The 20,045-nt window shown below is 39.5% G+C and carries 21 protein-coding genes; 17 read left to right on the top strand and 4 right to left on the bottom strand.

Annotated elements, in window-relative coordinates; all coding sequences use genetic code 11:
• Nucleotide 1 precedes the first annotated feature (1 nt).
• A complete protein-coding gene (locus IL355_RS01645) occupies nucleotides 2-172 on the top strand; it encodes a hypothetical protein (RefSeq protein ID WP_192460465.1) in 171 nt (56 codons plus the stop codon).
• On the opposite strand, the gene IL355_RS01640 is transcribed toward IL355_RS01645, so the two are convergent.
• The gene (locus IL355_RS01640; RefSeq protein WP_192460464.1) at nucleotides 173-1,459 is read right to left on the bottom strand and encodes a branched-chain amino acid transport system II carrier protein; all 1,287 of its coding nucleotides are present in this window, start codon (nucleotides 1,457-1,459) and stop codon (nucleotides 173-175) included.
• A gap of 288 nt (nucleotides 1,460-1,747) precedes the next feature.
• On the opposite strand from IL355_RS01640, the gene IL355_RS01635 reads away from it, so the two are divergent.
• Nucleotides 1,748-1,966, top strand: a complete 219-nt coding sequence (locus IL355_RS01635; RefSeq protein WP_187456403.1) for a hypothetical protein — start codon at nucleotides 1,748-1,750, stop codon at nucleotides 1,964-1,966.
• A 177-nt stretch (nucleotides 1,967-2,143) separates the two neighbouring features.
• On the opposite strand, the gene thiL is transcribed toward IL355_RS01635, so the two are convergent.
• A complete protein-coding gene (gene thiL / locus IL355_RS01630; protein WP_192460463.1) occupies nucleotides 2,144-3,193 on the bottom strand; it encodes a thiamine-phosphate kinase in 1,050 nt (349 codons plus the stop codon).
• Between the two features lie 145 nt (nucleotides 3,194-3,338).
• Here thiL and IL355_RS01625 point away from each other — a divergent pair, with 145 nt between their 5' ends.
• Genes IL355_RS01625 through IL355_RS01610 form a run of 4 tightly spaced genes read left to right on the top strand, consistent with a single transcriptional unit; the run spans nucleotide 3,339 to nucleotide 7,893 of the window.
• Entirely contained in the window at nucleotides 3,339-4,601 is a 1,263-nt protein-coding gene (locus tag IL355_RS01625; protein WP_192460462.1) for a choice-of-anchor B family protein, read from the top strand.
• Entirely contained in the window at nucleotides 4,601-6,019 is a 1,419-nt protein-coding gene (locus IL355_RS01620; protein WP_225621083.1) for a hypothetical protein, read from the top strand. The genes IL355_RS01625 and IL355_RS01620 overlap by 1 nt, the downstream gene beginning before the upstream one ends.
• 10 nt (nucleotides 6,020-6,029) lie before the next feature.
• Entirely contained in the window at nucleotides 6,030-6,800 is a 771-nt protein-coding gene (locus IL355_RS01615; protein WP_192460461.1) for an MbnP family protein, read from the top strand.
• A gap of 19 nt (nucleotides 6,801-6,819) precedes the next feature.
• Nucleotides 6,820-7,893, top strand: a complete 1,074-nt coding sequence (locus IL355_RS01610; protein ID WP_317175463.1) for a cytochrome-c peroxidase — start codon at nucleotides 6,820-6,822, stop codon at nucleotides 7,891-7,893.
• 2 nt (nucleotides 7,894-7,895) lie between these two features.
• Here the strand turns inward: IL355_RS01610 and IL355_RS01605 are convergent, their stop codons facing one another.
• A complete protein-coding gene (locus IL355_RS01605; RefSeq protein ID WP_225621082.1) occupies nucleotides 7,896-8,912 on the bottom strand; it encodes a glycosyl transferase family 90 in 1,017 nt (338 codons plus the stop codon).
• A gap of 158 nt (nucleotides 8,913-9,070) precedes the next feature.
• On the opposite strand from IL355_RS01605, the gene IL355_RS01600 reads away from it, so the two are divergent.
• The 11 genes from IL355_RS01600 (at nucleotide 9,071) to IL355_RS01550 (ending at nucleotide 18,230) form a co-directional block, all read left to right on the top strand.
• Nucleotides 9,071-9,400 (top strand): HesB/IscA family protein, encoded by a 330-nt coding sequence (locus tag IL355_RS01600; RefSeq protein ID WP_187456399.1) that lies wholly within the window; start codon nucleotides 9,071-9,073, stop codon nucleotides 9,398-9,400.
• A 9-nt stretch (nucleotides 9,401-9,409) separates the two neighbouring features.
• Complete coding sequence (gene sufB, locus IL355_RS01595; RefSeq protein ID WP_192460460.1) at nucleotides 9,410-10,855, top strand: Fe-S cluster assembly protein SufB; 1,446 nt, start codon at nucleotides 9,410-9,412, stop codon at nucleotides 10,853-10,855.
• 55 nt (nucleotides 10,856-10,910) lie between these two features.
• Nucleotides 10,911-11,663 (top strand): Fe-S cluster assembly ATPase SufC, encoded by a 753-nt coding sequence (gene sufC / locus IL355_RS01590; RefSeq protein ID WP_192460459.1) that lies wholly within the window; start codon nucleotides 10,911-10,913, stop codon nucleotides 11,661-11,663.
• Nucleotides 11,664-11,717: 54 nt separating this feature from the next.
• Nucleotides 11,718-13,034, top strand: coding sequence for a Fe-S cluster assembly protein SufD (sufD, locus tag IL355_RS01585; RefSeq protein ID WP_192460458.1), 1,317 nt, complete (start codon nucleotides 11,718-11,720; stop codon nucleotides 13,032-13,034).
• Between the two features lie 128 nt (nucleotides 13,035-13,162).
• Nucleotides 13,163-13,759 (top strand): outer membrane protein, encoded by a 597-nt coding sequence (locus IL355_RS01580; protein ID WP_192460457.1) that lies wholly within the window; start codon nucleotides 13,163-13,165, stop codon nucleotides 13,757-13,759.
• A gap of 108 nt (nucleotides 13,760-13,867) precedes the next feature.
• Nucleotides 13,868-14,506 carry a porin family protein gene (locus tag IL355_RS01575; RefSeq protein ID WP_192460456.1) on the top strand — a complete coding sequence of 213 codons (639 nt, stop codon included), beginning with the start codon at nucleotides 13,868-13,870 and terminating at the stop codon, nucleotides 14,504-14,506.
• Between the two features lie 105 nt (nucleotides 14,507-14,611).
• Entirely contained in the window at nucleotides 14,612-15,826 is a 1,215-nt protein-coding gene (locus IL355_RS01570) for an aminotransferase class V-fold PLP-dependent enzyme (protein WP_192460455.1), read from the top strand.
• 75 nt (nucleotides 15,827-15,901) lie between these two features.
• Nucleotides 15,902-16,324, top strand: a complete 423-nt coding sequence (locus IL355_RS01565; RefSeq protein WP_192460454.1) for a SufE family protein — start codon at nucleotides 15,902-15,904, stop codon at nucleotides 16,322-16,324.
• A 35-nt stretch (nucleotides 16,325-16,359) separates the two neighbouring features.
• Nucleotides 16,360-16,692 (top strand): SUF system Fe-S cluster assembly protein, encoded by a 333-nt coding sequence (locus tag IL355_RS01560; RefSeq protein ID WP_192460453.1) that lies wholly within the window; start codon nucleotides 16,360-16,362, stop codon nucleotides 16,690-16,692.
• Nucleotides 16,693-16,702: 10 nt separating this feature from the next.
• Entirely contained in the window at nucleotides 16,703-17,218 is a 516-nt protein-coding gene (locus IL355_RS01555; protein ID WP_192460452.1) for a DUF2480 family protein, read from the top strand.
• A gap of 79 nt (nucleotides 17,219-17,297) precedes the next feature.
• Nucleotides 17,298-18,230, top strand: coding sequence for a DUF3078 domain-containing protein (locus tag IL355_RS01550; protein WP_192460451.1), 933 nt, complete (start codon nucleotides 17,298-17,300; stop codon nucleotides 18,228-18,230).
• 550 nt (nucleotides 18,231-18,780) lie between these two features.
• On the opposite strand, the gene hflX is transcribed toward IL355_RS01550, so the two are convergent.
• A complete protein-coding gene (gene hflX / locus IL355_RS01545; protein WP_192460450.1) occupies nucleotides 18,781-20,001 on the bottom strand; it encodes a GTPase HflX in 1,221 nt (406 codons plus the stop codon).
• Nucleotides 20,002-20,045 lie beyond the last annotated feature (44 nt).

The raw sequence follows: 20,045 nt of genomic DNA, 5'->3' as shown, positions 1-20,045 counted from the left end.
TATGTTGGCTCTTCAAGATGTTTCGGAAATACAGAAAAAGATGGAAGAAGCGCCAGATAGCTCCTATGAAATTGGGGTGGTTATTGGAACCTTCTTACCTTTTGTGGTTTTGGTGGCAGTTGCCTATCTATTCTATTATTATTCTAAGAAAAGGAAAGGTAGACAGCCTTAATTAACTTTTAGGTGGACTGCTCAATAAATTACTCAATAGGAAAACAACTACTGAGGGTAACACCCATCCCAAACTATAGGTACTTAATGGAATGTAGCCCTGTAAACTGATTAAGGATTCTTTTAAGCCCAAGCTTGCAAGGAAATCCGGTATACTTAAAAGTATAGTGGTAATTACAACGGCCCTAAATACCGTGGCAGACGCATACCTGTCCGGCACTACATTCAGTAATATTAGAACAATGGTAATGGGGTAAATGAACATAAGCGCTGGAAAGGCCACGGCAATAATATAGGCCACATTAAACTGTCCCATTAAAACTCCTAAAACACATCCAGTAAACGCCGTTATTTTATAAACATAGGTGGAACCCGTAAACCTCGATTGAAGAAAATCTGAAGTACCCGTAACAATTCCAACTGCGGTAGTAAAACAAGCCAAACTCACTAAAATACTTAGAGACAATTGACCAATGCTTCCCAAGGTCTTTAAACTTATGCCATTTAACAGGGCTGTACGCGTAACGGTAGATTCAAAAGAACCATGCATAATTGCACCGGTAAAAATGAGTCCCGCATACAATAGGAAAAGTCCCAAGCCTGCCAGAAAACCTGCCCTTCTAATGAGGATTTTCTTTTCTTCATAGGGAGCATCTCTTTTCTGAAGTTTTATCGAGATAATTACAACTGCACCCACTACTACCGCTCCAATGGCATCAAAAGTTTGATAACCTTCCAAAATACCCTCCGAAAACGGACTTTCCAAAACTACATTACCAAAATTAAACTCCAGACCAAAGGAAGCAATTCCAATGATTGCTAGTAGGATAATGATGATAGCAGGGGTGAGCGCCTTGCCCAAAATATTCAGTAGTTTAGACCGATTGATGACAAACACAAAGACCAGTGAAAAATAAATCACACTTGTTACCCAAGATGGAGTGTTGAAAATAGGAGCAATTGCCATTTCATGCGTTACCGATGCTGTTCTTGGTGAGGGTAGACTAACGGAAATGGCGTAAATCAAAAATGAGTAGACCAAACTAAATGTTGGCGATACCTTCTTACCAAAGTCGAAAATGGTGCCTTGTAATTTGGCATGAGCCAAAATACCTAGCATGGGTACCCATACGGCCGACACACAGAATCCTATCGTAACCAACCACCATACACCTCCCGAATTAAAACCAAGAAGAGGGGGTAGAATGAGGTTACCCGCTCCAAAAAATAAGGAAAACAAGGCAAAGGCAGTTACAAGCGTTTCCTTGGTTGATATTTTTAATTCCATCGTATAGTATAAAGAAGCAAATATACTTTAGAATGTTGATGATAAACACCTGAGTTTAATTTCAAGGTCGAAGCATACATTTTGTCGGAAAAATCTTTCCGAACCCCTATTATTTGTGTAGTTCATCGAAAATGTGATGAAACTTAAATAATATATCCAATAAAAAAAGAAGAGAGGGCGTTGTTGATAGAAAGTGTTTAAAACCACTTTGTTTATCGACCAAATTTTTGACCAAAAGCACCAAGCGGTTACCCCAAAGGCCACTGATGCATTTTTAAACCTACAACCATGAAAAAAATTTTTTGCAGCCTATTTGGCCACCACTACGCGGTTTCAAAAGAAGTGACATTGCACATTAAGGAGTATAAATGCATTCATTGTGGAAAAGAGGTAACAACAGATGTAAGCGGCAATTTGTCCAATCTAACACCGGAGCTTCAAGATATTAATAAAACATTGGAAAATATATTCCAGAAGAGACATAGGGCAGCAAAACATGCAGCCTAACCTGAACTTGATTCAGCGTTAACTATGCTTTGGCACCCAAATCCTGAGCTCTAGGGTTTCAGGATTTTACACTTATTCCCGAAAAATAGTAGCAACCTCGTTCTCCACTGTCGTTCGCCCCACAACAGTATGTTAGGTTTGCCTTTTCGGGAATTTTTTTGTTTTGTACCTTTTGGTTTATTCTCCCTTAAAAGAGTTCCATCCCTGAGCGCTAATAGGAATTTTAGTGTTTGCCCTCGTAATTAAATGATTGCCTTCTTTTTCTTCGGTCATATGACCAATAACCGTGAAATGGGGGTTGCCCTTAATCTTTTCAAAGTCATTTTGGTCAATTGTGAATAGCAGTTCATAGTCTTCACCTCCGCTAAGTGCTACCATGGTACTGTCCATTTTAAATTCCTCACAGGCAGAAATTACCGTTGGATCCAAGGGAATTTTATCCTCAAAAAGATTGCAACCAACCTTGCTGCTTTTGCTCAAGTGTAAAATCTCTGAAGAGAGTCCATCGCTTATATCGATCATGGAAGTAGGTTGCACCTCAAGCTTTTCCAGTAACTCTACCACATCTTTTCTAGCCTCAGGCTTTAATTGTCTTTCTACGATGTAGGTATAAGGGGAAAGGTCTGGCTGATTATTGGGGTTTACTTTAAAAACTTCCTTTTCCCGCTCTAAAACTTGAAGCCCAAGATAGGCTCCGCCCAAATCACCACTTACTACCAAAAGGTCATTGGGCTTTGCACCCGATCGGTAGGCAATTTTGTGGTCTTGGGCCTGACCTAGAGCGGTAACGCTTATGAGCATGCCTTTTGTTGAGGAAGTGGTATCTCCTCCTACTAAGTCCACATTGTAAAGTTTGCAGGCCAAGGCGATACCAGAATACAGTTCTTCCAAGGCTTCCAAAGGAAAACGGTTGCTCACGGCTATAGAAATGGTTATTTGGGTGGCCACAGCGTTCATGGCATAAACATCGGAAAGATTTACCATTACGGCCTTATATCCCAAATGCTTTAAAGGCATGTAACTCAAATCAAAATGAACACCCTCCACTAACATGTCGGTAGTTAGGACGGTTTTTTTATCCGTATAGTCCAAAACTGCGGCATCATCGCCAATCCCTACTTTGGAAGAAGAATGGTTTAGATTAAAATTTTCCGTCAAGTGTTCTATAAGTCTAAACTCCCCAAGATTATCCAGAGAAGTTCTCTTTTGTTCTTTATCTTCTAACATGGCACAAAAGTACAGTTAATTTATATTGTAGAAACCAATTGTAGTTTTAGGAATAGTTATTGTGGGTATCCATTGGACTACAATTGGTTAGAATTTTATAGATTGCTTAAGGCTAAGTAATATCTTTATAAAAAATAAAGTTGCCATGAAAAGAATATTTACACTTTTTATTTTGGTCTTTTCTCTGGTTTTCCAAATAGGTTGTTCCAGTAATGATAATGTAGATGGGGTATTTCCCGATGAAATGATGGAGGGGGAAACTCCTACTCCAGATCAGCAAGTGGAAGGCTTTACCCCTTGTGATAACGGTATGGCCGGTATATACCCCTGTAACGGATATGATTTATTGGGTACCATTTCCATGGAGGAATTTGATGCCTCTTTTGGTAATGATGTATGGGGATGGACCGATTCTGAAACTGGTAAGGAATACGCCATAATGGGGCTGGATGACGGAACGGCCTTTGTTGATGTTTCGGATACGGATAATCTCCTTTATTTGGGGAAGTTGCCCACGGCTACGGAATCTAGCACATGGAGGGATATAAAAGTGTATTCAAATCATGCGTTTATAGTTTCGGAAGCAACCGCCCATGGAATGCAGGTATTTGACCTTACTAAATTGAGGGAGGTCAACAACCCTCCTGTAGAATTTGAATCCGATGCCCGGTACACCGGTTTTGGAAATGCACACAATATTGTGATTAATGAAGACAGTGGTTTTGCCTATCCTGTGGGTACGGCCCGTAATGATGTCTATATGGGCGGCGCCCATTTTATTGATGTATCCGATCCTAAAAATCCCATAGGTTCTGGTGGTTACAGTGAAAGTGGATATTGTCATGATGCACAAGTGGTCACCTATCAAGGTCCCGATTCGGATTATATGGGTAGGGAAATTTTCATAGGAGCAAATGAGAATGAAGTGGTTATTGCAGATTTTACCGATAAAAATGCTCCTTTTGAAATTAGCACCATTCAATATTCCAATACCAGGTATACCCATCAAGGTTGGTTTACTGAAGATCAGCGTTATTTCATACTTGGCGATGAGCTGGACGAGCAAGCTTTTGGATTTCCTACCAGAACCTTGGTTTTTGATTTGTTAGATTTAGATAATCCCGTGTTGCACACTAGTTATACCGGTCCCACAGACGCTATTGACCATAACGGTTATGTGAAGGGAGAAAGCTTTTTTCTTGCAAATTATACTGCGGGATTACGGGTTTTGGACATATCGAGAATTGGAGAAGAATCCATGGTAGAAACTGGTTTCTTTGATACCTATCCAAATAATAATTCTGCGAGCTTCAATGGGGTTTGGAGTACCTACCCTTATTTTGAAAGCAACAAAATTTTGATCAGTGATATAAATTCGGGTTTGTTTGTAGTTGCTAAAAGTGATTGATGCCTAAGGACGTTCTTTTTCCATATAAAAACCTTCCTTCAAGATTTAACCAATGGATGTTCGGTGTGATTGGATTCATATATGTTATCCTTATTCTCTCGGTTTCCTGTTCGTCTGATGAAGGTGATACTACTGGGGTGAATTCAGGGCCCGAACCGGAACCCGTCGCTCAGCGTACGGTGAATGTGAATACGTACGGAGGAAGTCTAAATGAAAATTTAAAATCAATTGTAGCCACCGTAGATGGTGGTTTTGCGGTATTTGGCTATGTGCAAAGTAATGATGGCGATGTAGTTAACAAAGAAACGACGGATTTTGATTACTGGTTGCTAAAGTTCAATACAGATAGTGAGTTACAATGGCAAAAATCCTTTGGAGGTAGTCTAAATGATCGGGGAAACGAAATAATACAATCAAAAGACGGGGGGTTCTTATTATTGGGATTTAGTGAAAGTTCGGATGGGGACGCTACCTCAAATGCTGGTTCTTTAGATTATTGGCTGGTAAAGACTGATGCTGATGGCAACTTGCAGTGGCAGAAATCTTATGGCTTTAAAGGTAGGGATGAAGGTATTTCTATCATAGAAACTAAGGACGGTGGCTTTATGTTGGTGGGAGTATTGGATGTTACCGCCTCTGAAGGTCAGGGAATACGTTCTGCAAAAAATCATGCGGGAGGTGATTATTGGGCGGTAAAATTGGATGCGCTCGGAGAATTACAATGGAGTCATTTTTATGGCGGAACATTTACAGATACCGCCAATGCTGTTTTAGAATTAGAAGAGGGCGGTTTTTTAATTGCCGGCTCATCCGATAGTTTTGATGTGGATATTTCAACTAATAGGGGTGCCTATGATTTTTGGGTGGTTCATATATCTGAAATCGGCGAATTAATTTGGGAGAAGAATTACGGAGGTAGTGAAATAGATGAGCCGCATGCGATCGTGGCTGCAAATGACGGTAACTATCTAATCGTAGGCGATACCCGCAGCAACGATCAACAGGTGACTAGCAATAAAGGGGCCGCAGATGTATGGGCCATAAAAATTAATTTGGAAGGAGATTTGATATGGGAACGCACCTATGGTGGCAGTGGTTTTGATGCGGCCAGGAGTATTTCAAAGACTAATGAAGTAGGATTTCTAATTACCGGAAGTTCCAGAAGTGCAGATGGGGATTTACAAGAAAACAAAGGCCAAAATGATGCATGGATAATTCAAATTGATGAGGTTGGGGATGTGGTATGGCAAAAAAGTATTGGAGGTTCGCAAATAGATGTTGCTTATGATGTGGCTCACTTACAGAATGGAAATGTAGTAGTTGTGGGAGAGTCCGCTAGCAATGATGGCGATGTAGGCGTTAATAAGGGTTTTACAGATGCCTTGTTAATTACTATAAAGGAGAATGTTATAGATTAATACTTCAGGGATGAGAAAATTTATTTTATACTGCACATTGGGTTGTTTGTTGATGTTTGGTTGCAGTAATGATGAAGATTTAATAGATAAAGAGAGCTATGTATCACTTTTTCTTAGGATGCAACATAGTTGGGACGGGGAGTCAATTACTTTATCAGATTTAAATACCATTAAGTATGAAAATGCCAATGGTGAAAAAATGAGTGTAGAACGGCTTCGGTATTTGATAAGTGATGTCACTCTCGAAAAGGAAGATGGAACTTTTATAGCCTTGGAGGATTATTATCTGATTGATGTATCCAAGGAGGAAACTATGGTTTTTGAAATATCCGATAGTATTCCTCCTGATACCTATAAGAATATTTCTTTCACATTTGGGTTTGACAATGAAGACAATCTTTCGGGTGTTTATCCAGATTTGAATGCTGCTCTATGGAATGTGCCAGAAATGTTAGGTGGTGGGTATCACTTTATGCAATTGGAAGGTAAGTTTTTAGATGAAAGTCAGGAGGAAATAGGATACCAATACCACGCTATCAAAGCGGTGGATATTTCTGGGGATGAACCGGTATTTCAGGATACGTTTTTTACAGTTGATCTTGGGTCTGTTACTATCGAGGGGGAAGAAGAATTGCAAGTATCCATGGATGTTTCGGAATGGTTTAATAATCCTGTTCAATGGGATTTAAACGAGTTGCATTCCATGATGATGCCAAATTTTGATGCCCAGGTGATGATGTTTCATAACGGCCAGAATGTATTCGCTTTAAAAGGGGATTGAACGGTATAATATTATTTTTTTGAAAAGGGTAATTTGCTACATAGGAGTTTTGGTTGTGATGGCTTGCTCTAGGGATCAAGGTGAGCCTGAAGAGGAATATGTGGTATATGAGCCAATCCCAGTATCCTTGGATATTCCAGAGTTTTTTAGCAGCGCCATAGTAGACCCGGTTATCCCCCCAAACAATCCACTTACAAAAGAGGGAATAGCTTTAGGAAAAAAGCTGTTCTTTGACCCCTTGCTTTCGGTTGACCAATCTATATCCTGTGCAGATTGTCATATGCCCATAAACGCCTTTACGGATAAAGAAACTTTTAGTGAGGGAGTAGCAGGGGCAAAGGGAACGCGTAATTCCATGCCGTTGTTCAATCTTGCTTGGAACTATGACGAGCGTTTTTTTTGGGATGGTTCGGCCTTTGGTTTGGAGCGTCAAGTCTTTCATCCGGTTACGGACATTAAGGAGATGGGCAACACTTGGCAAAGAGTAGTAAACGATTTGGCGGGGTCTAAAGAATATCCGGTTTTGTTTCAGAAAGCGTTTGGTGAAGAAGGAATAGACAGTACAAAGGTTTCTCGTGCCATTGCACAATTTGAGCGTACCTTGATTTCTTCCAATTCCAAGTTTGATCAAAGTCTAAGGGGAGAAATAGAATTGACCCAAGAGGAGGAAAACGGACTGGCCGTTTTTTTAGATGAAACTAGGGGAGACTGCTTTCATTGCCACGGCAATCCAAACAACCCTTTATGGACAGATAATATTTTTCACAACAATGGTTTGGATAGTGTCTTTGTAGATTTAGGACTAGGTAAAGTTTCCGGTGATCCTGCGGATAATGGAAAATTTAAAACACCTTCACTCAGAAACTTGGCCTTTACAGCGCCCTATATGCATGATGGAAGATTTGAAACATTGCGGGAGGTAATAGATTTTTATAGCGAAGGACTTCAACCTTCGGAGACAATTGACCCATTGATGAAAAAAATAGCTCAAGGAGGTGTCCTGCTGACAGAAAAGGATAAGCAGGATTTAATCGCATTTTTACTGACCCTTTCTGATCATCAATTTATTGCCAGCCCTGATTTTAAACCATAGAATCAGGATTTAAAACGCAGATAGTCTTCCTGGCCCGAAAGTTGGGCGTATTTTTCAAGTACTAAAAAGCATAGTAGGTCTTCAAGTTTTTTGTTCTTGAACTGGGCAACATGTTGGTGAGCGTTCTTTATAATCTCTTTGGAGTCTTCCGCATGTTCAGAAAAGTACGTTACTTTTTCTTCCATATCCGAAAAATCGTCTTTTACCTCTACATAGTGAATTCCAGCTTTTAAAGTGCCTTCCATAAACCAAGTTTCACAAGTAGGTTTTGGCATAATGCAGAGAGAATTGGAGCTCATGGCCCACTTAAGATTGGTAGCCACATCAAAGCCTTCAATGCAAGCAATAAACTGATGACCCAACTGGGACGGAATGTCCATAAAACCTTTATGTAATGGAAGGTCATTTTGTTTTGGAGTAATCAATCCTACATCAAAAAGAGGGTGCTCCCAAAATTTCTCCACAAAATCCCTTCGTTGCTTTTGGTGGGCCCTGCCGCGCCACACCACCTTTTTGTTCTTTTTGCCAAATGGGGTAGCATCTTCTACCCACTTAAAATGTCTTCGCTTGTTCAGTTTAAAAAGAACGGAATTTGCATTGTCCACCTCAAGCATGCGTGCTTTAAATAGGGTGGGATAAGGATTTATATGCAACTCATCGCCAAAATGGTAGGCAAATTTCACCTGAGGATTAAAGTAATGTAAAAACTCCTTTAAATCTAGGTAATACCCGGTTCCCTTGGTTTTTTTAAAGTCCTTTACCGCCACGGCCGCTTCTGGAATCTGAAAATTCTTATTTCCTTTTAGATAGTAATCTACCCTTTTTTGGAGAAGATCTGGGTCAACCGTTTTTTTATACTCCATCAATTTTTTGAAATACATTCTAAAATAGGATTTCGGGAGTGCATTCCTTCCAAAATTTTTGGCGTAATAAAAAGCATTGATATCCTCTAGGCCCATAAAAATAAAAGAATCGAGTTTGGCTATTAAAAATTGAAAAAGAATAAGAATCCTTATCAAAGGTAAGGATTAAAACGATAGGGGAATGCACAGTTTAGAGGGGTAAGAGAGCAATAGAAATCAACTATACATAGATTCGTTATAATAATGTTAGTTCTTATGGTTAAACCCTACTAATGACGTATATTTGTGGACTATTTAGTTAAAAGAAACATGCAATGATACAGGTATCTGAGTCGGCTAGAAAAAAGGTGAAAGACCTTATGTCTGAAGGAGGATTTGACGCCACCACGGACTACGTGCGCGTGGGTGTAAAAAGCGGTGGCTGTAGCGGACTTTCATACGAGCTTGATTTTGATAAGCAGGTAAATGAGACCGATAAAGTTTTTGAAGATAACGATGTGCGCATCATTGTAGATAAAAAGAGCTTTCTCTATTTAGTGGGTACCACTTTGGAATATTCCGGTGGGCTAAATGGAAAGGGATTCGTTTTTAATAATCCCAACGCACAACGTACCTGCGGCTGCGGGGAAAGTTTTTCATTGTAAAACAACACTATGGCATATACTGAGGAAGAGTTAAAAAAAGAACTCGAGACCAAGGAGTATGAATACGGATTTTATACTGATATAGAATCTGATACCCTTCCCGTTGGTCTTAACGAGGAAATTATCATAGCGATTTCCAAAAAGAAGGAAGAACCGGATTGGATGACCGCTTGGCGTTTGGAAGCCTTCAAACATTGGAAGGAAATGGAGGAGCCCGATTGGGCGAATGTTCACTACAAAAAACCGGATTTCCAAGCAATTTCATATTATTCGGCGCCAAATAAGAAACCCAAGTACAACAGTTTGGATGAGGTAGACCCTGAATTATTGGAAACCTTTAAGAAACTGGGTATCTCGGTGGATGAGCAAAAGAAATTGGCCGGTGTGGCAGTTGATATCGTGATGGATTCCGTATCCGTAGCTACTACTTTCAAAAAGACATTGGCCGAAAAAGGAATCATCTTTTGTTCTATTTCTGAAGCGATTAAAGAACATCCGGAATTGGTGAAAAAATATATCGGTACCGTGGTACCTCAGCGCGACAACTTTTACGCAGCGCTGAATTCAGCGGTGTTTTCAGATGGGTCATTCTGTTATATACCAAAAGGTGTAAGGTGTCCTATGGAACTTTCAACTTATTTTAGGATCAATCAAGCCGGTACAGGTCAGTTTGAGCGTACACTTGTCATTGCGGATGAGGGAAGCTACGTGAGTTATTTAGAAGGTTGTACCGCACCTTCTAGGGATGAAAACCAATTGCACGCAGCAGTGGTGGAGCTGATTGCCCTTGATGATGCTGAAATAAAATACTCAACGGTACAGAACTGGTTCCCTGGAGATAAAGAGGGTAAAGGTGGGGTTTTCAATTTTGTGACCAAAAGAGGGCTGTGCGAGAAAAACGCCAAGATTTCTTGGACCCAGGTAGAAACAGGTTCCGCCGTTACATGGAAATATCCTTCCTGTGTGCTTAAAGGAGATAATTCTATTGGGGAGTTCTATTCCATTGCCGTAACCAATAATTTTCAACAGGCAGATACGGGTACTAAAATGGTCCATTTGGGAAAAAACACCCGTAGTACCATAATCTCGAAAGGTATTTCCGCAGGTAAATCGCAAAATAGTTATCGTGGGTTGGTACAGGTAAACAGCCGTGCTGAAAACGCGCGTAACTTTTCACAATGCGACTCCCTTTTAATGGGGAACGAATGTGGCGCACATACCTTCCCTTACATAGAGGCAAAGAATAAATCGGCTCAAATAGAACACGAGGCCACCACAAGTAAGATTGGGGAGGACCAAATTTTCTATTGCAACCAAAGGGGTATTGATACAGAAAAGGCCATAGCACTTATCGTAAATGGTTTTAGTAAGGAGGTATTGAACAAATTACCGATGGAATTTGCCGTAGAAGCACAAAAATTATTGGAAATAAGCCTAGAAGGTTCCGTAGGATAAAAATTAAATGGGTGCGGTAATCAAGAAGTCCGCATGAAGAAGTTAAGATAAAGATATGCTTAAGATAAAAGACTTACACGCAAGTATAGACGATAAAGAAATATTAAAGGGAATCAACCTTGAGGTAAAAGCAGGTGAGGTACACGCCATTATGGGACCTAATGGATCCGGTAAAAGTACATTGTCCGCTGTTATTGCCGGTAAGGAAGAGTTTGAAGTTACGCAAGGTTCGGTGGAGTTGGACGGTGATGATCTGGACGAAGTTGCCCCGGAGGAACGCGCTCATAAAGGGGTGTTTCTTTCTTTTCAATACCCGGTTGAAATCCCCGGAGTATCCGTAACCAACTTTATCAAAACGGCCATCAACGAATCAAGAAAAGCTCGTGGTCTTGAGGAAATGCCGGCCAACGAGATGTTGAAAATGATTCGTGAGAAAAGTGAGTTATTGGATATAGACCGTAAATTCCTTTCCCGTTCTTTGAACGAGGGATTTTCGGGAGGTGAAAAGAAGCGTAATGAAATCTTTCAAATGGCCATGTTGGAACCAAAATTGGCTATTTTGGATGAGACCGATTCCGGTTTGGATATCGATGCTTTGCGAATTGTCGCCAACGGTGTAAACAAGCTTAAAAGTAAGGACAACGCGGTAATTGTTATTACACACTATCAGCGATTGTTGGAATATATCGTGCCAGATTTTGTACATGTATTGCACAACGGTAAAATTGTAAAATCCGGAGGAAAGGAATTAGCACTGGAATTGGAGGAAAAAGGGTACGATTGGATTAAAAACGAAGCGGTAGTATAATCCCATTGAGGAAATATTACGAATACGTCAATCGTTTATTGCAAAAAGAACAGTATGGATTTAAAGGATAAGTTGATATCGTCTTTCATGGCTTTTGAGAGTAATGTGGATATCGAGCACCCGGTGCACGATGTTCGTACAGAGGCGATGAAGAATTTTGAAATGAAGGGGTTTCCTTCCAAAAAGGAGGAAGCTTGGAAGTATACCAGCCTTAAGAACCTTCAAAAAGTCGATTTTAGCATCTTTCCAAAGGAAGAGAACGCCTTGGAATACAAGCAGGTAAAAAAGTACTTTTTACATGAGGTAGATACCTATAAAATTGTATTTATAGACGGTATTTACAGTTCCTATCTGTCTGAAACCACACATGATGGCGTTGATATTTGTTTGATGAGCTCCGCTCTTACCAAGCCCATGTACAAACCGGTGGTTGACGTATATTTTAACAAAGTGGCATCCAAAGATGAGTCGCTTACTACCTTGAACACCGCGTTTAGTAGGGAAGGTGCCTATATTTATATACCCAAAAATAAAATGCCTAAAAAACCGGTAGAAATCATTCATTTTGCTACCGGAAATGAGGCATCTTTGATGTTGCAACCTAGAAATCTGATTATTGCCGAAGAAAATTCAGAGCTGCAGGTAATTGAGCGTCATCAAAGCCTTACTTCCAATGAAGTACTGACAAATAGCGTAACGGAAATTTTTGCTGCGGATAGTGCTATTGTCGATTATTATAAAATTCAGAACGATTCTGAGAATGCTTCTTTGATAGATAACACCTATATTGACCAAAAAGGAAAAAGTAATGTAAGCGTACATACGTTCTCTTTTGGAGGTAAATTGATTAGGAACAACCTAAACTTCTATCAGAATGGGGAGCATATAGAATCTACCATGAAGGGAGTTACTATTCTTGGTAACAAACAGCATGTAGATCACCACACCCTAGTTCATCACATTGAACCTAACTGTGAAAGCCACCAAGATTACAAGGGAATCTACGGAGAGAATGCAACCGGAGTTTTCAATGGTAAGATTATAGTGGATAAGATTGCCCAAAAAACCAATGCCTTTCAGCAGAACAACAACATTTTGGTAAGTGATAAAGCAACAATCAATACAAAGCCTCAGTTGGAGATTTTTGCGGACGATGTAAAATGTTCCCATGGTTGTACCATTGGTCAATTGGATGAGGATGCACTATTCTATCTTCAGTCCAGGGGAATACCTCAAAAAGAAGCTCGAGCTTTGTTAATGTATGCCTTTGCCAATAACGTGTTGGAAAGTGTGCGTATACCCGAAGTAAAAGCGAGAATCAACAAGTTGATTGCCAAAAAGTTAGGGGTTAGTTTGGGTTTTGACCTGTAAAAAAGCCTTTAAGATAGTCCTTAAAAATTTAGCAAGTTCTTGACGAACTATTAACAAGTTGTTGTGTTTTCCTACACGGTAATTCGTCTAATTTGGTCGAAAACAATTTCAACCTTAAAACATTTTAGATGAATTCAAAACTACTTTTTTGCGCCTTGTTCTTAGTTACGTTTAGCCTTTTCGCCCAAGATAAGAAATGGAGCATTGAGGCAAATTATCCTATTACAGATGAAGATCAGTTGAACGGTGTTCTTGACGTTGGGGTTAAATATCGCTTTGTAGATTTAGGTATTGTGCAATTGGGTGCTGGTCTTGGCACCGCTCTATTTAGTGATCGTGAAAACTATATTTACGATTCCAATATAGAACTTGACTATAAATGGAAACGGATACTTGTTCAGCCAACCGTTTTTGCGGAATTTAGTATTCCCGGTTTGGCAAAGTTAAAACCCAGCGCGGGGGTTGGCTACTCTTATCTTTATGACGATATTGACCACAAGCAGGCAGAAGTTGGTTATAATGAAACCGATAGCTGGGGAGCCTTTAATGCCAATTTAGGACTGTCTTACGACCTTACCAATAGATTTTTTGTAAAAATACAGTACGACTATTTAAATCATCGTCAAAGGTGGTTGATCAACGCTGATGGCCCAAACAGTTATCGGTACGAAACAAAGTGGAATACCATGAATGTTTTTAAGGCTGGGGTTGGTTTTCGGTTTTAACTATGGCAAAGGATACTGTGATGTTTTTTGTATAAAAATTATAGGCGAAATCGCAATATGTAATTCGTGAAATCGTTGTAGTTGTTTCAATAAATAAAATTTCCTATTATGATCATGAGAATATTTTGTTCAGTATTTATATTTATTCTCTTTATAAATATTACTCAGGCTCAGAATTCTCTTTTCGGTTTACAGGGAGGCTTAAATGCTTCCAATGTTTCCGGAGATTTTTCTGAGATTCACAGTACTAGAATAGGTTACCAGCTTGGTGGTTTTGCTAAGATTGGTTTGTCAGATAGATTTTACTTCAATACCGGTTTGTTATACAATTCTGTTGGTAATCTTAATAAATATGATGTTACCGATTTCAACATTATGTCCCCTCATGAATTCGAAGAAAAGGTAGAGTATGTTGATAGGTATAACTACCTTTCCATACCTTTAAGTTTTTCACATCAATTGAGTAGTTTGTCATTTGGTATAGGGCCTCAAGTATCATTTTTATTAAATAGAGTGGGGAAGTTTGAAGAAACCTTTAATCCAGGTGCAAAAAAAATTACTTCCTCCGGAGATTTCAAATTTGAATATGGAGGCCTACTAAGTTTAGGTTGTAAGGTAATTAGTCGAATATTTTTACAATTAGATTATTATTACGGCCTTAACAATCTTATTGATGGTCGATTCTCTTCATCATATAAAAACTATCATAGATCGTTGCAATTATCCGCGGGATATGTAATTTTTTAATAGGGTAAATATAAAATTTAATTGTTATGAGCCTTTATAAAATCCCTGAATCATTCATTTTGTTTATCGTTCATATAGGTATCTTTGTAGTTCAATCAGAACACTATGCTAGATGTGCAAAAAATCCGTAAGGATTTCCCCATATTAAATCGTGAAGTGAACAGTAAACCCTTGGTTTACTTAGATAATGCCGCTACCTCTCAAACCCCTCAACAGGTCATTGATGTTATCGTGGATTATTACCAAAATTACAATGCCAACATTCATCGGGGGGTACATTTTCTATCACAAGAAGCTACCGATAAATACGAACAGGCAAGACAGAAAATACAAAAGCATTTTAATGCCGAAAAAAGCCATGAAATCATTTTTACTTCGGGTACTACCCATGGTATTAATTTGGTAGCGAACGGTTTTTCTTCCCTCTTACAAAAGGACGACGAGATATTGGTCTCGGCTATGGAACATCATAGTAATATCGTTCCATGGCAGATGTTAGCCGAACGTACCGGTGCCGTTCTTAAGGTGATTCCCATGAATGAGGAGGGAGAGCTTATAATGGATGTTTTTCACGACTTGCTAGGTGCTAAAACCAAATTGGTTTTTTGTAACCATATTTCCAATGCATTGGGCACCATAAACCCTATTAAGGAAATAATTGATAGCGCTCATAATGTGGGTGCAGCAGTATTAATTGATGGGGCACAGGCCGCACCGCATATTCAAGCGGACGTGCAAGCGCTTGATGTCGATTTTTACACCGTTTCCGCCCATAAAATGTGTGGACCCACAGGTGTTGGCGTGCTCTATGGAAAAGAGGAATGGTTGAACAAGTTGCCTCCCTATCAAGGTGGCGGGGAGATGATAGCTGAGGTAACTTTTGAAAAAACTACATACGCAGACCTACCACATAAGTTTGAGGCAGGTACGCCCAATATTTGCGGCGGAATTGCCTTTGGAGCTGCTTTGGATTATATGAATTCCATTGGTTTCCAAAAAATTGCAGCCTACGAGCATGAATTACTTAAGTACGCAACCGAGCAATTGTTAAGTATTGAAGGCCTTAGAATATATGGTACGGCCCAAGAAAAGACTTCGGTAATCTCATTTAATATTGAAGGAGTACATCCGTATGATATCGGTACCATTTTGGATAAATTGGGTATTGCCGTTCGTACGGGTCACCACTGTGCCCAGCCTATTATGGATTTCTATAAAATTCCCGGTACGGTTAGAGCTAGTTTCTGCTTTTATAATACCAAAGAAGAGGTAGATGTACTGGTGGAAGGGGTGAAACGTGCGCGAAATATGTTGCTGTAACAAGGCTTCCCAACTTTGGCTTAAAGAATTGATAAGCAGGGATTCTTATTGTATTTTTGCTGAAAATAAAGAAGTATGGCTATTAAGGAAATACAGGAGGAGATAGTAGACGAGTTTTCCATGTTCGATGATTGGATGCAGCGTTATGAATACATGATTGAGCTAGGCAAGTCCCTTCCGTTAATAGATGAGCAGTACAAAACAGAGGATAACATTATTAAGGGATGCCAAAGCAAAGTGTGGGTACATGCGGAGTTGGATAATGAAAAATTGGTATTTACCGCAGATAGCGATGCCATTATAACAAAAGGTATTATTGCTATTTTAATCAGAGCTTTCAGCAATCAAAAACCGCAGGATATTATTGATGCGGATACTGCTTTTATCGATGAAATTGGACTTAAGGAACATCTTTCTCCAACACGAGCGAATGGTTTGGTAAGCATGATCAAGCAGCTGAAGTTATATGCCATAGCGTACCAGACGCAACTTAACTAAAAGAAACTCGGGTTTCTAAATTAAAAAAGAACTACATGAACGACGATATTGAAACAGTTGAAACCGGTGAATTGGGCGAAAAAATAGTAAAGGTCCTTAAGACTATCTATGACCCAGAAATACCGGTAGATATTTATGAACTAGGATTAATTTACGACGTGCTCGTTAATGAAGATAATGAGGTTTGTATTCTAATGACACTTACATCACCCAATTGCCCCGTGGCCGAGTCTTTGCCAGCGGAAGTGGAGGAAAAAGTGAAGTCTTTGGACTTGGTAAAGGATGCTGAAGTGGAAATTACGTTCGATCCCCCTTGGACCCAAGAATTAATGAGCGAGGAAGCCAAGTTAGAGCTAGGTTTACTTTAATTGCCCTACTATGTCTAAGGAAGAAGATGTAATTATTAACCGGGTTGCACAAAGCAAGTTAGTTACTTTTAACTTGGAAGATTATTATCCTACGGGTAAAAGAATTCTTTTTGATATTTCAGAGTGGCTGTATGAAGGCCTAATTTTAAGGGAAAAGGAATTCAGGGAAGCTGTTGAGGGGCATGATTGGTCGCAATATACAGGCACCTACGTTGCCTTAACCTGCAAAACAGATGCCATTGTACCCGGCTGGGCATATATGTTATTGACGGTGAAATTATCCGCCTTTGCCAAAAAAGTGATTCAAGGTAGCTTAGAAGTTTTAGAGACATCTTTATACCAATCGGTTTTAGAAAATTTGGATATTTCCGAATTTCAGGATAAAATGGTTATTGTAAAAGGGTGTAGTAATAAACCGGTGCCTTTAAGTGCTTATTTGTTGATAACCCAACAGTTACAACCTATCGTAAAATCGCTCATGTACGGTGAGGCCTGCTCTTCCGTTCCCCTCTTTAAAAGAAAATAATCGTTGATAAACTTGTTTATTAAATGTTGACGTCGTTAACTTTGCAGTTAATAAACACTTATTCACTAACATTAACATTATGAAGAAATTAGTAATTTCTTGTATTGCCATGCTCGCATTTTCAGCGGGATTTGCGCAAACAATCGAGGAGTTAAAAGCTGAGCAAGCGGTTAAGAAAGACTCCATCAAAGCTATTCAGGGTAGAGTCGATGCCCTTCAAGGTAAAATTGATGCCTTTCCCGGATGGAAGACCGGAGCGTTCGGTACCATAGGTGCCAATCTTTCCAAGTTCAACAACTGGTATTCCCAGGGTGTACCCAACAACTCATCAGGTAATATTGGCGTTACCGTTAATGGTTTTGCCAATTTGGACAGAGAGAAGTTCTTTTGGAGAAACTCTGGCATTGTCAACCTTCAATGGGTGAAAATTGATGACAAGGACGATCCTACCGATGAGGAAGGGTTTACCGGTACTACCGATGTTTTCACGATTACATCGCTGTACGGGTATAAATTGAACTCTAAATTTGCTATTTCAGCTTTGGGTGAGTACCGTACTTCAATCATTAACAACTTTAATGACCCTGGTTATTTAGACCTTGGAGTAGGTGCCACCTGGACACCAATTAAGGATATGGTAGTAGTTATCCATCCATTAAACTACAACTTTGTATTTGCTGACAATGACACGGCTTACGAATCATCTGCGGGTGCCAAGATTGTGGTTGATTATACCAAACAATTAGGTGCAGTAAGTTTTAAGACCAATTTCTCTACTTTCCAGAGTTATAAAGATGGTGACTTATCTAACTGGACGTGGATCAACTCCTTCGGTTATACCCTATGGAAGAATATTGGTGTAGGTTTTGAATTTGGATTGAGAGGTAATAAGCAAGAGACTTTGGCAAACGCTTTAGCTGTTGAGCCTGCAATTAGACCCACACCGACTTTTGATAACATTGATAACGATCTACAAAGTTACTACTTGCTAGGTTTGAACTACTCTTTCTAAGAATAAGAAATAAGTAAATAAAAGAAATGCCCCAACAATCGTTGGGGCATTTTTTTGTTAAGTAGGGTCGGTAATTTGGTACAGTCAATAAAAATCAAACCTAGGTCAAGTTCTTTTGTCTTTGGGACTAACACTAAATTTCAAATACATTTCGAATTTAAGTTTACACTGGTAGAAGCTGAAAATTTTGTTGTGAAGAGGTCATTTGTTGTTGTGAAATACGTTAAAACGTCAATTTTTTCGATGAACGGATGCAATATGCTCTTTTTTTCAAGCTAGTTGGCTTCGCATTTTGGCATAAAAAAACCCTCTTGGGGAGAGGGTGATTTTTTTAATAAGTAGGTTCGAGGTTAAGTTCTTTAAATATCGGATTTGGGATTCGAAACTTTTCTAATTTAGGTTAAGTTCACAGGGCGATTTGGGATTTGCTCTATCACTTAATTACAATGTAAATCTACGCCAGACTTTGGTACTGGCTAAATTATTGTTGTGAAGTGCCTCCCATTTGTTGTGAATAGTACAAGTAGTTTGAAATCTTCGATGAACGGTACTACTGACTTTGATATTCATCTAAATTCTCAGGGTATAAAAAGTTATTGTATGGGAATCTCGTCACATGAATATCCCTTACTTCATTGTACACCCTTTTTCTGAACTCATCAAGATTCTCTTTATTTAGGGCCGAAATGAACAAAGCTTTATCGCCTACGCGTTGCATCCAGGTGCGTTTCCATTCTTCAATTGTAAAATGCCTTTCTGTTCTTTCCGTAACTAAATCATCTTCATCAATTTCGGCATGTTTGTACTTGTCAATTTTATTGAAGACCATAATGGTGTTTTTATCGGCACTATGGATTTCATCTAAAATTTGATTGACAGATTCAATATGTTCTTCAAATTGCGGATGGGAAATATCCACCACGTGCAATAGCAAATCGGCCTCACGAACCTCATCAAGCGTACTTTTAAAGCTCTCTACGAGTTGAGTAGGTAATTTTCTAATAAAACCTACGGTGTCACTTAGAAGAAATGGCAGGTTGCCCAAAACTACCTTACGTACCGTGGTATCCAAAGTTGCGAACAATTTATTCTCCGCAAAAACCTCACTTTTACTAATTACGTTCATTAGGGTAGATTTACCAACGTTGGTATAACCTACCAAAGCGACACGAACCAAGGCGCCCCTATTACCGCGCTGTGTTTCCATTTGGCGGTCTATTTTTTCGAGTTTCTTTTTTAATAAGGTGATACGGTCACGAACAATACGCCTATCGGTTTCAATTTCCGTTTCCCCAGGTCCGCGCATTCCAATTCCCCCTCGTTGCCTTTCTAAGTGTGTCCAAAGACCGGTTAAACGCGGGAGTAAATATTCGTATTGGGCCAGTTCTACCTGTGTTCTGGCATAACTTGTTTGGGCTCTTTGGGCAAAAATATCGAGGATAAGACTGGTACGGTCTACAATCTTACAACGTAGCTGTTTTTCAATGTTGCGCTGTTGGGCAGGTGTAAGTTCGTCATCAAAGATGACGGAGCCTACCTTATTTTCTTTCACGAATTCTTCTACTTCCAGCATTTTTCCGCTCCCAATAAGGGTCTTGGGGTTAGGTACATCAACACGCTGTACAAAACGCTTGATAACTTCCCCACCGGCGGTATAGGTCAAAAATTCGAGCTCATCCAAGTACTCGGTAACTTTTTCCTCATTTTGTTCCCTATTGATCACACCGATCAATACTGCCTTTTCATGTTCAATGGTATTCTTTTCTATCATAGAGAGCGTAAATTGCAAATTTAAAAAATACTGGGCTACCTATA

Source organism: Euzebyella saccharophila, assembly GCF_014855495.1.
In the GTDB taxonomy this organism is placed as follows: domain Bacteria; phylum Bacteroidota; class Bacteroidia; order Flavobacteriales; family Flavobacteriaceae; genus Euzebyella; species Euzebyella saccharophila.
Note: the sequence above shows the minus strand (reverse complement) of the source record. Positions and strands in the feature narration are given on the sequence as shown.

Bases quoted from the DNA above. Each gene is read 5' to 3' on its own strand.
- sufC (WP_192460459.1), top strand. From the start codon at position 10,911: ATGCTTAAGATAAAAGACTTACACGCAAGTATAGACGATAAAGAAATA.
- IL355_RS01570 (WP_192460455.1), top strand. From the start codon at position 14,612: ATGCTAGATGTGCAAAAAATCCGTAAGGATTTCCCCATATTAAATCGT.
- IL355_RS01550 (WP_192460451.1), top strand. From the start codon at position 17,298: ATGAAGAAATTAGTAATTTCTTGTATTGCCATGCTCGCATTTTCAGCG.
- thiL (WP_192460463.1), bottom strand. From the start codon at position 3,193: ATGTTAGAAGATAAAGAACAAAAGAGAACTTCTCTGGATAATCTTGGG.
- IL355_RS01600 (WP_187456399.1), top strand. From the start codon at position 9,071: ATGATACAGGTATCTGAGTCGGCTAGAAAAAAGGTGAAAGACCTTATG.
- sufD (WP_192460458.1), top strand. From the start codon at position 11,718: ATGGATTTAAAGGATAAGTTGATATCGTCTTTCATGGCTTTTGAGAGT.
- IL355_RS01615 (WP_192460461.1), top strand. From the start codon at position 6,030: ATGAGAAAATTTATTTTATACTGCACATTGGGTTGTTTGTTGATGTTT.
- IL355_RS01560 (WP_192460453.1), top strand. From the start codon at position 16,360: ATGAACGACGATATTGAAACAGTTGAAACCGGTGAATTGGGCGAAAAA.
- IL355_RS01640 (WP_192460464.1), bottom strand. From the start codon at position 1,459: ATGGAATTAAAAATATCAACCAAGGAAACGCTTGTAACTGCCTTTGCC.
- IL355_RS01575 (WP_192460456.1), top strand. From the start codon at position 13,868: ATGATCATGAGAATATTTTGTTCAGTATTTATATTTATTCTCTTTATA.
- IL355_RS01580 (WP_192460457.1), top strand. From the start codon at position 13,163: ATGAATTCAAAACTACTTTTTTGCGCCTTGTTCTTAGTTACGTTTAGC.
- IL355_RS01565 (WP_192460454.1), top strand. From the start codon at position 15,902: ATGGCTATTAAGGAAATACAGGAGGAGATAGTAGACGAGTTTTCCATG.
- hflX (WP_192460450.1), bottom strand. From the start codon at position 20,001: ATGATAGAAAAGAATACCATTGAACATGAAAAGGCAGTATTGATCGGT.
- IL355_RS01645 (WP_192460465.1), top strand. From the start codon at position 2: ATGTTGGCTCTTCAAGATGTTTCGGAAATACAGAAAAAGATGGAAGAA.
- IL355_RS01620 (WP_225621083.1), top strand. From the start codon at position 4,601: ATGCCTAAGGACGTTCTTTTTCCATATAAAAACCTTCCTTCAAGATTT.
- IL355_RS01635 (WP_187456403.1), top strand. From the start codon at position 1,748: ATGAAAAAAATTTTTTGCAGCCTATTTGGCCACCACTACGCGGTTTCA.
- sufB (WP_192460460.1), top strand. From the start codon at position 9,410: ATGGCATATACTGAGGAAGAGTTAAAAAAAGAACTCGAGACCAAGGAG.
- IL355_RS01625 (WP_192460462.1), top strand. From the start codon at position 3,339: ATGAAAAGAATATTTACACTTTTTATTTTGGTCTTTTCTCTGGTTTTC.
- IL355_RS01555 (WP_192460452.1), top strand. From the start codon at position 16,703: ATGTCTAAGGAAGAAGATGTAATTATTAACCGGGTTGCACAAAGCAAG.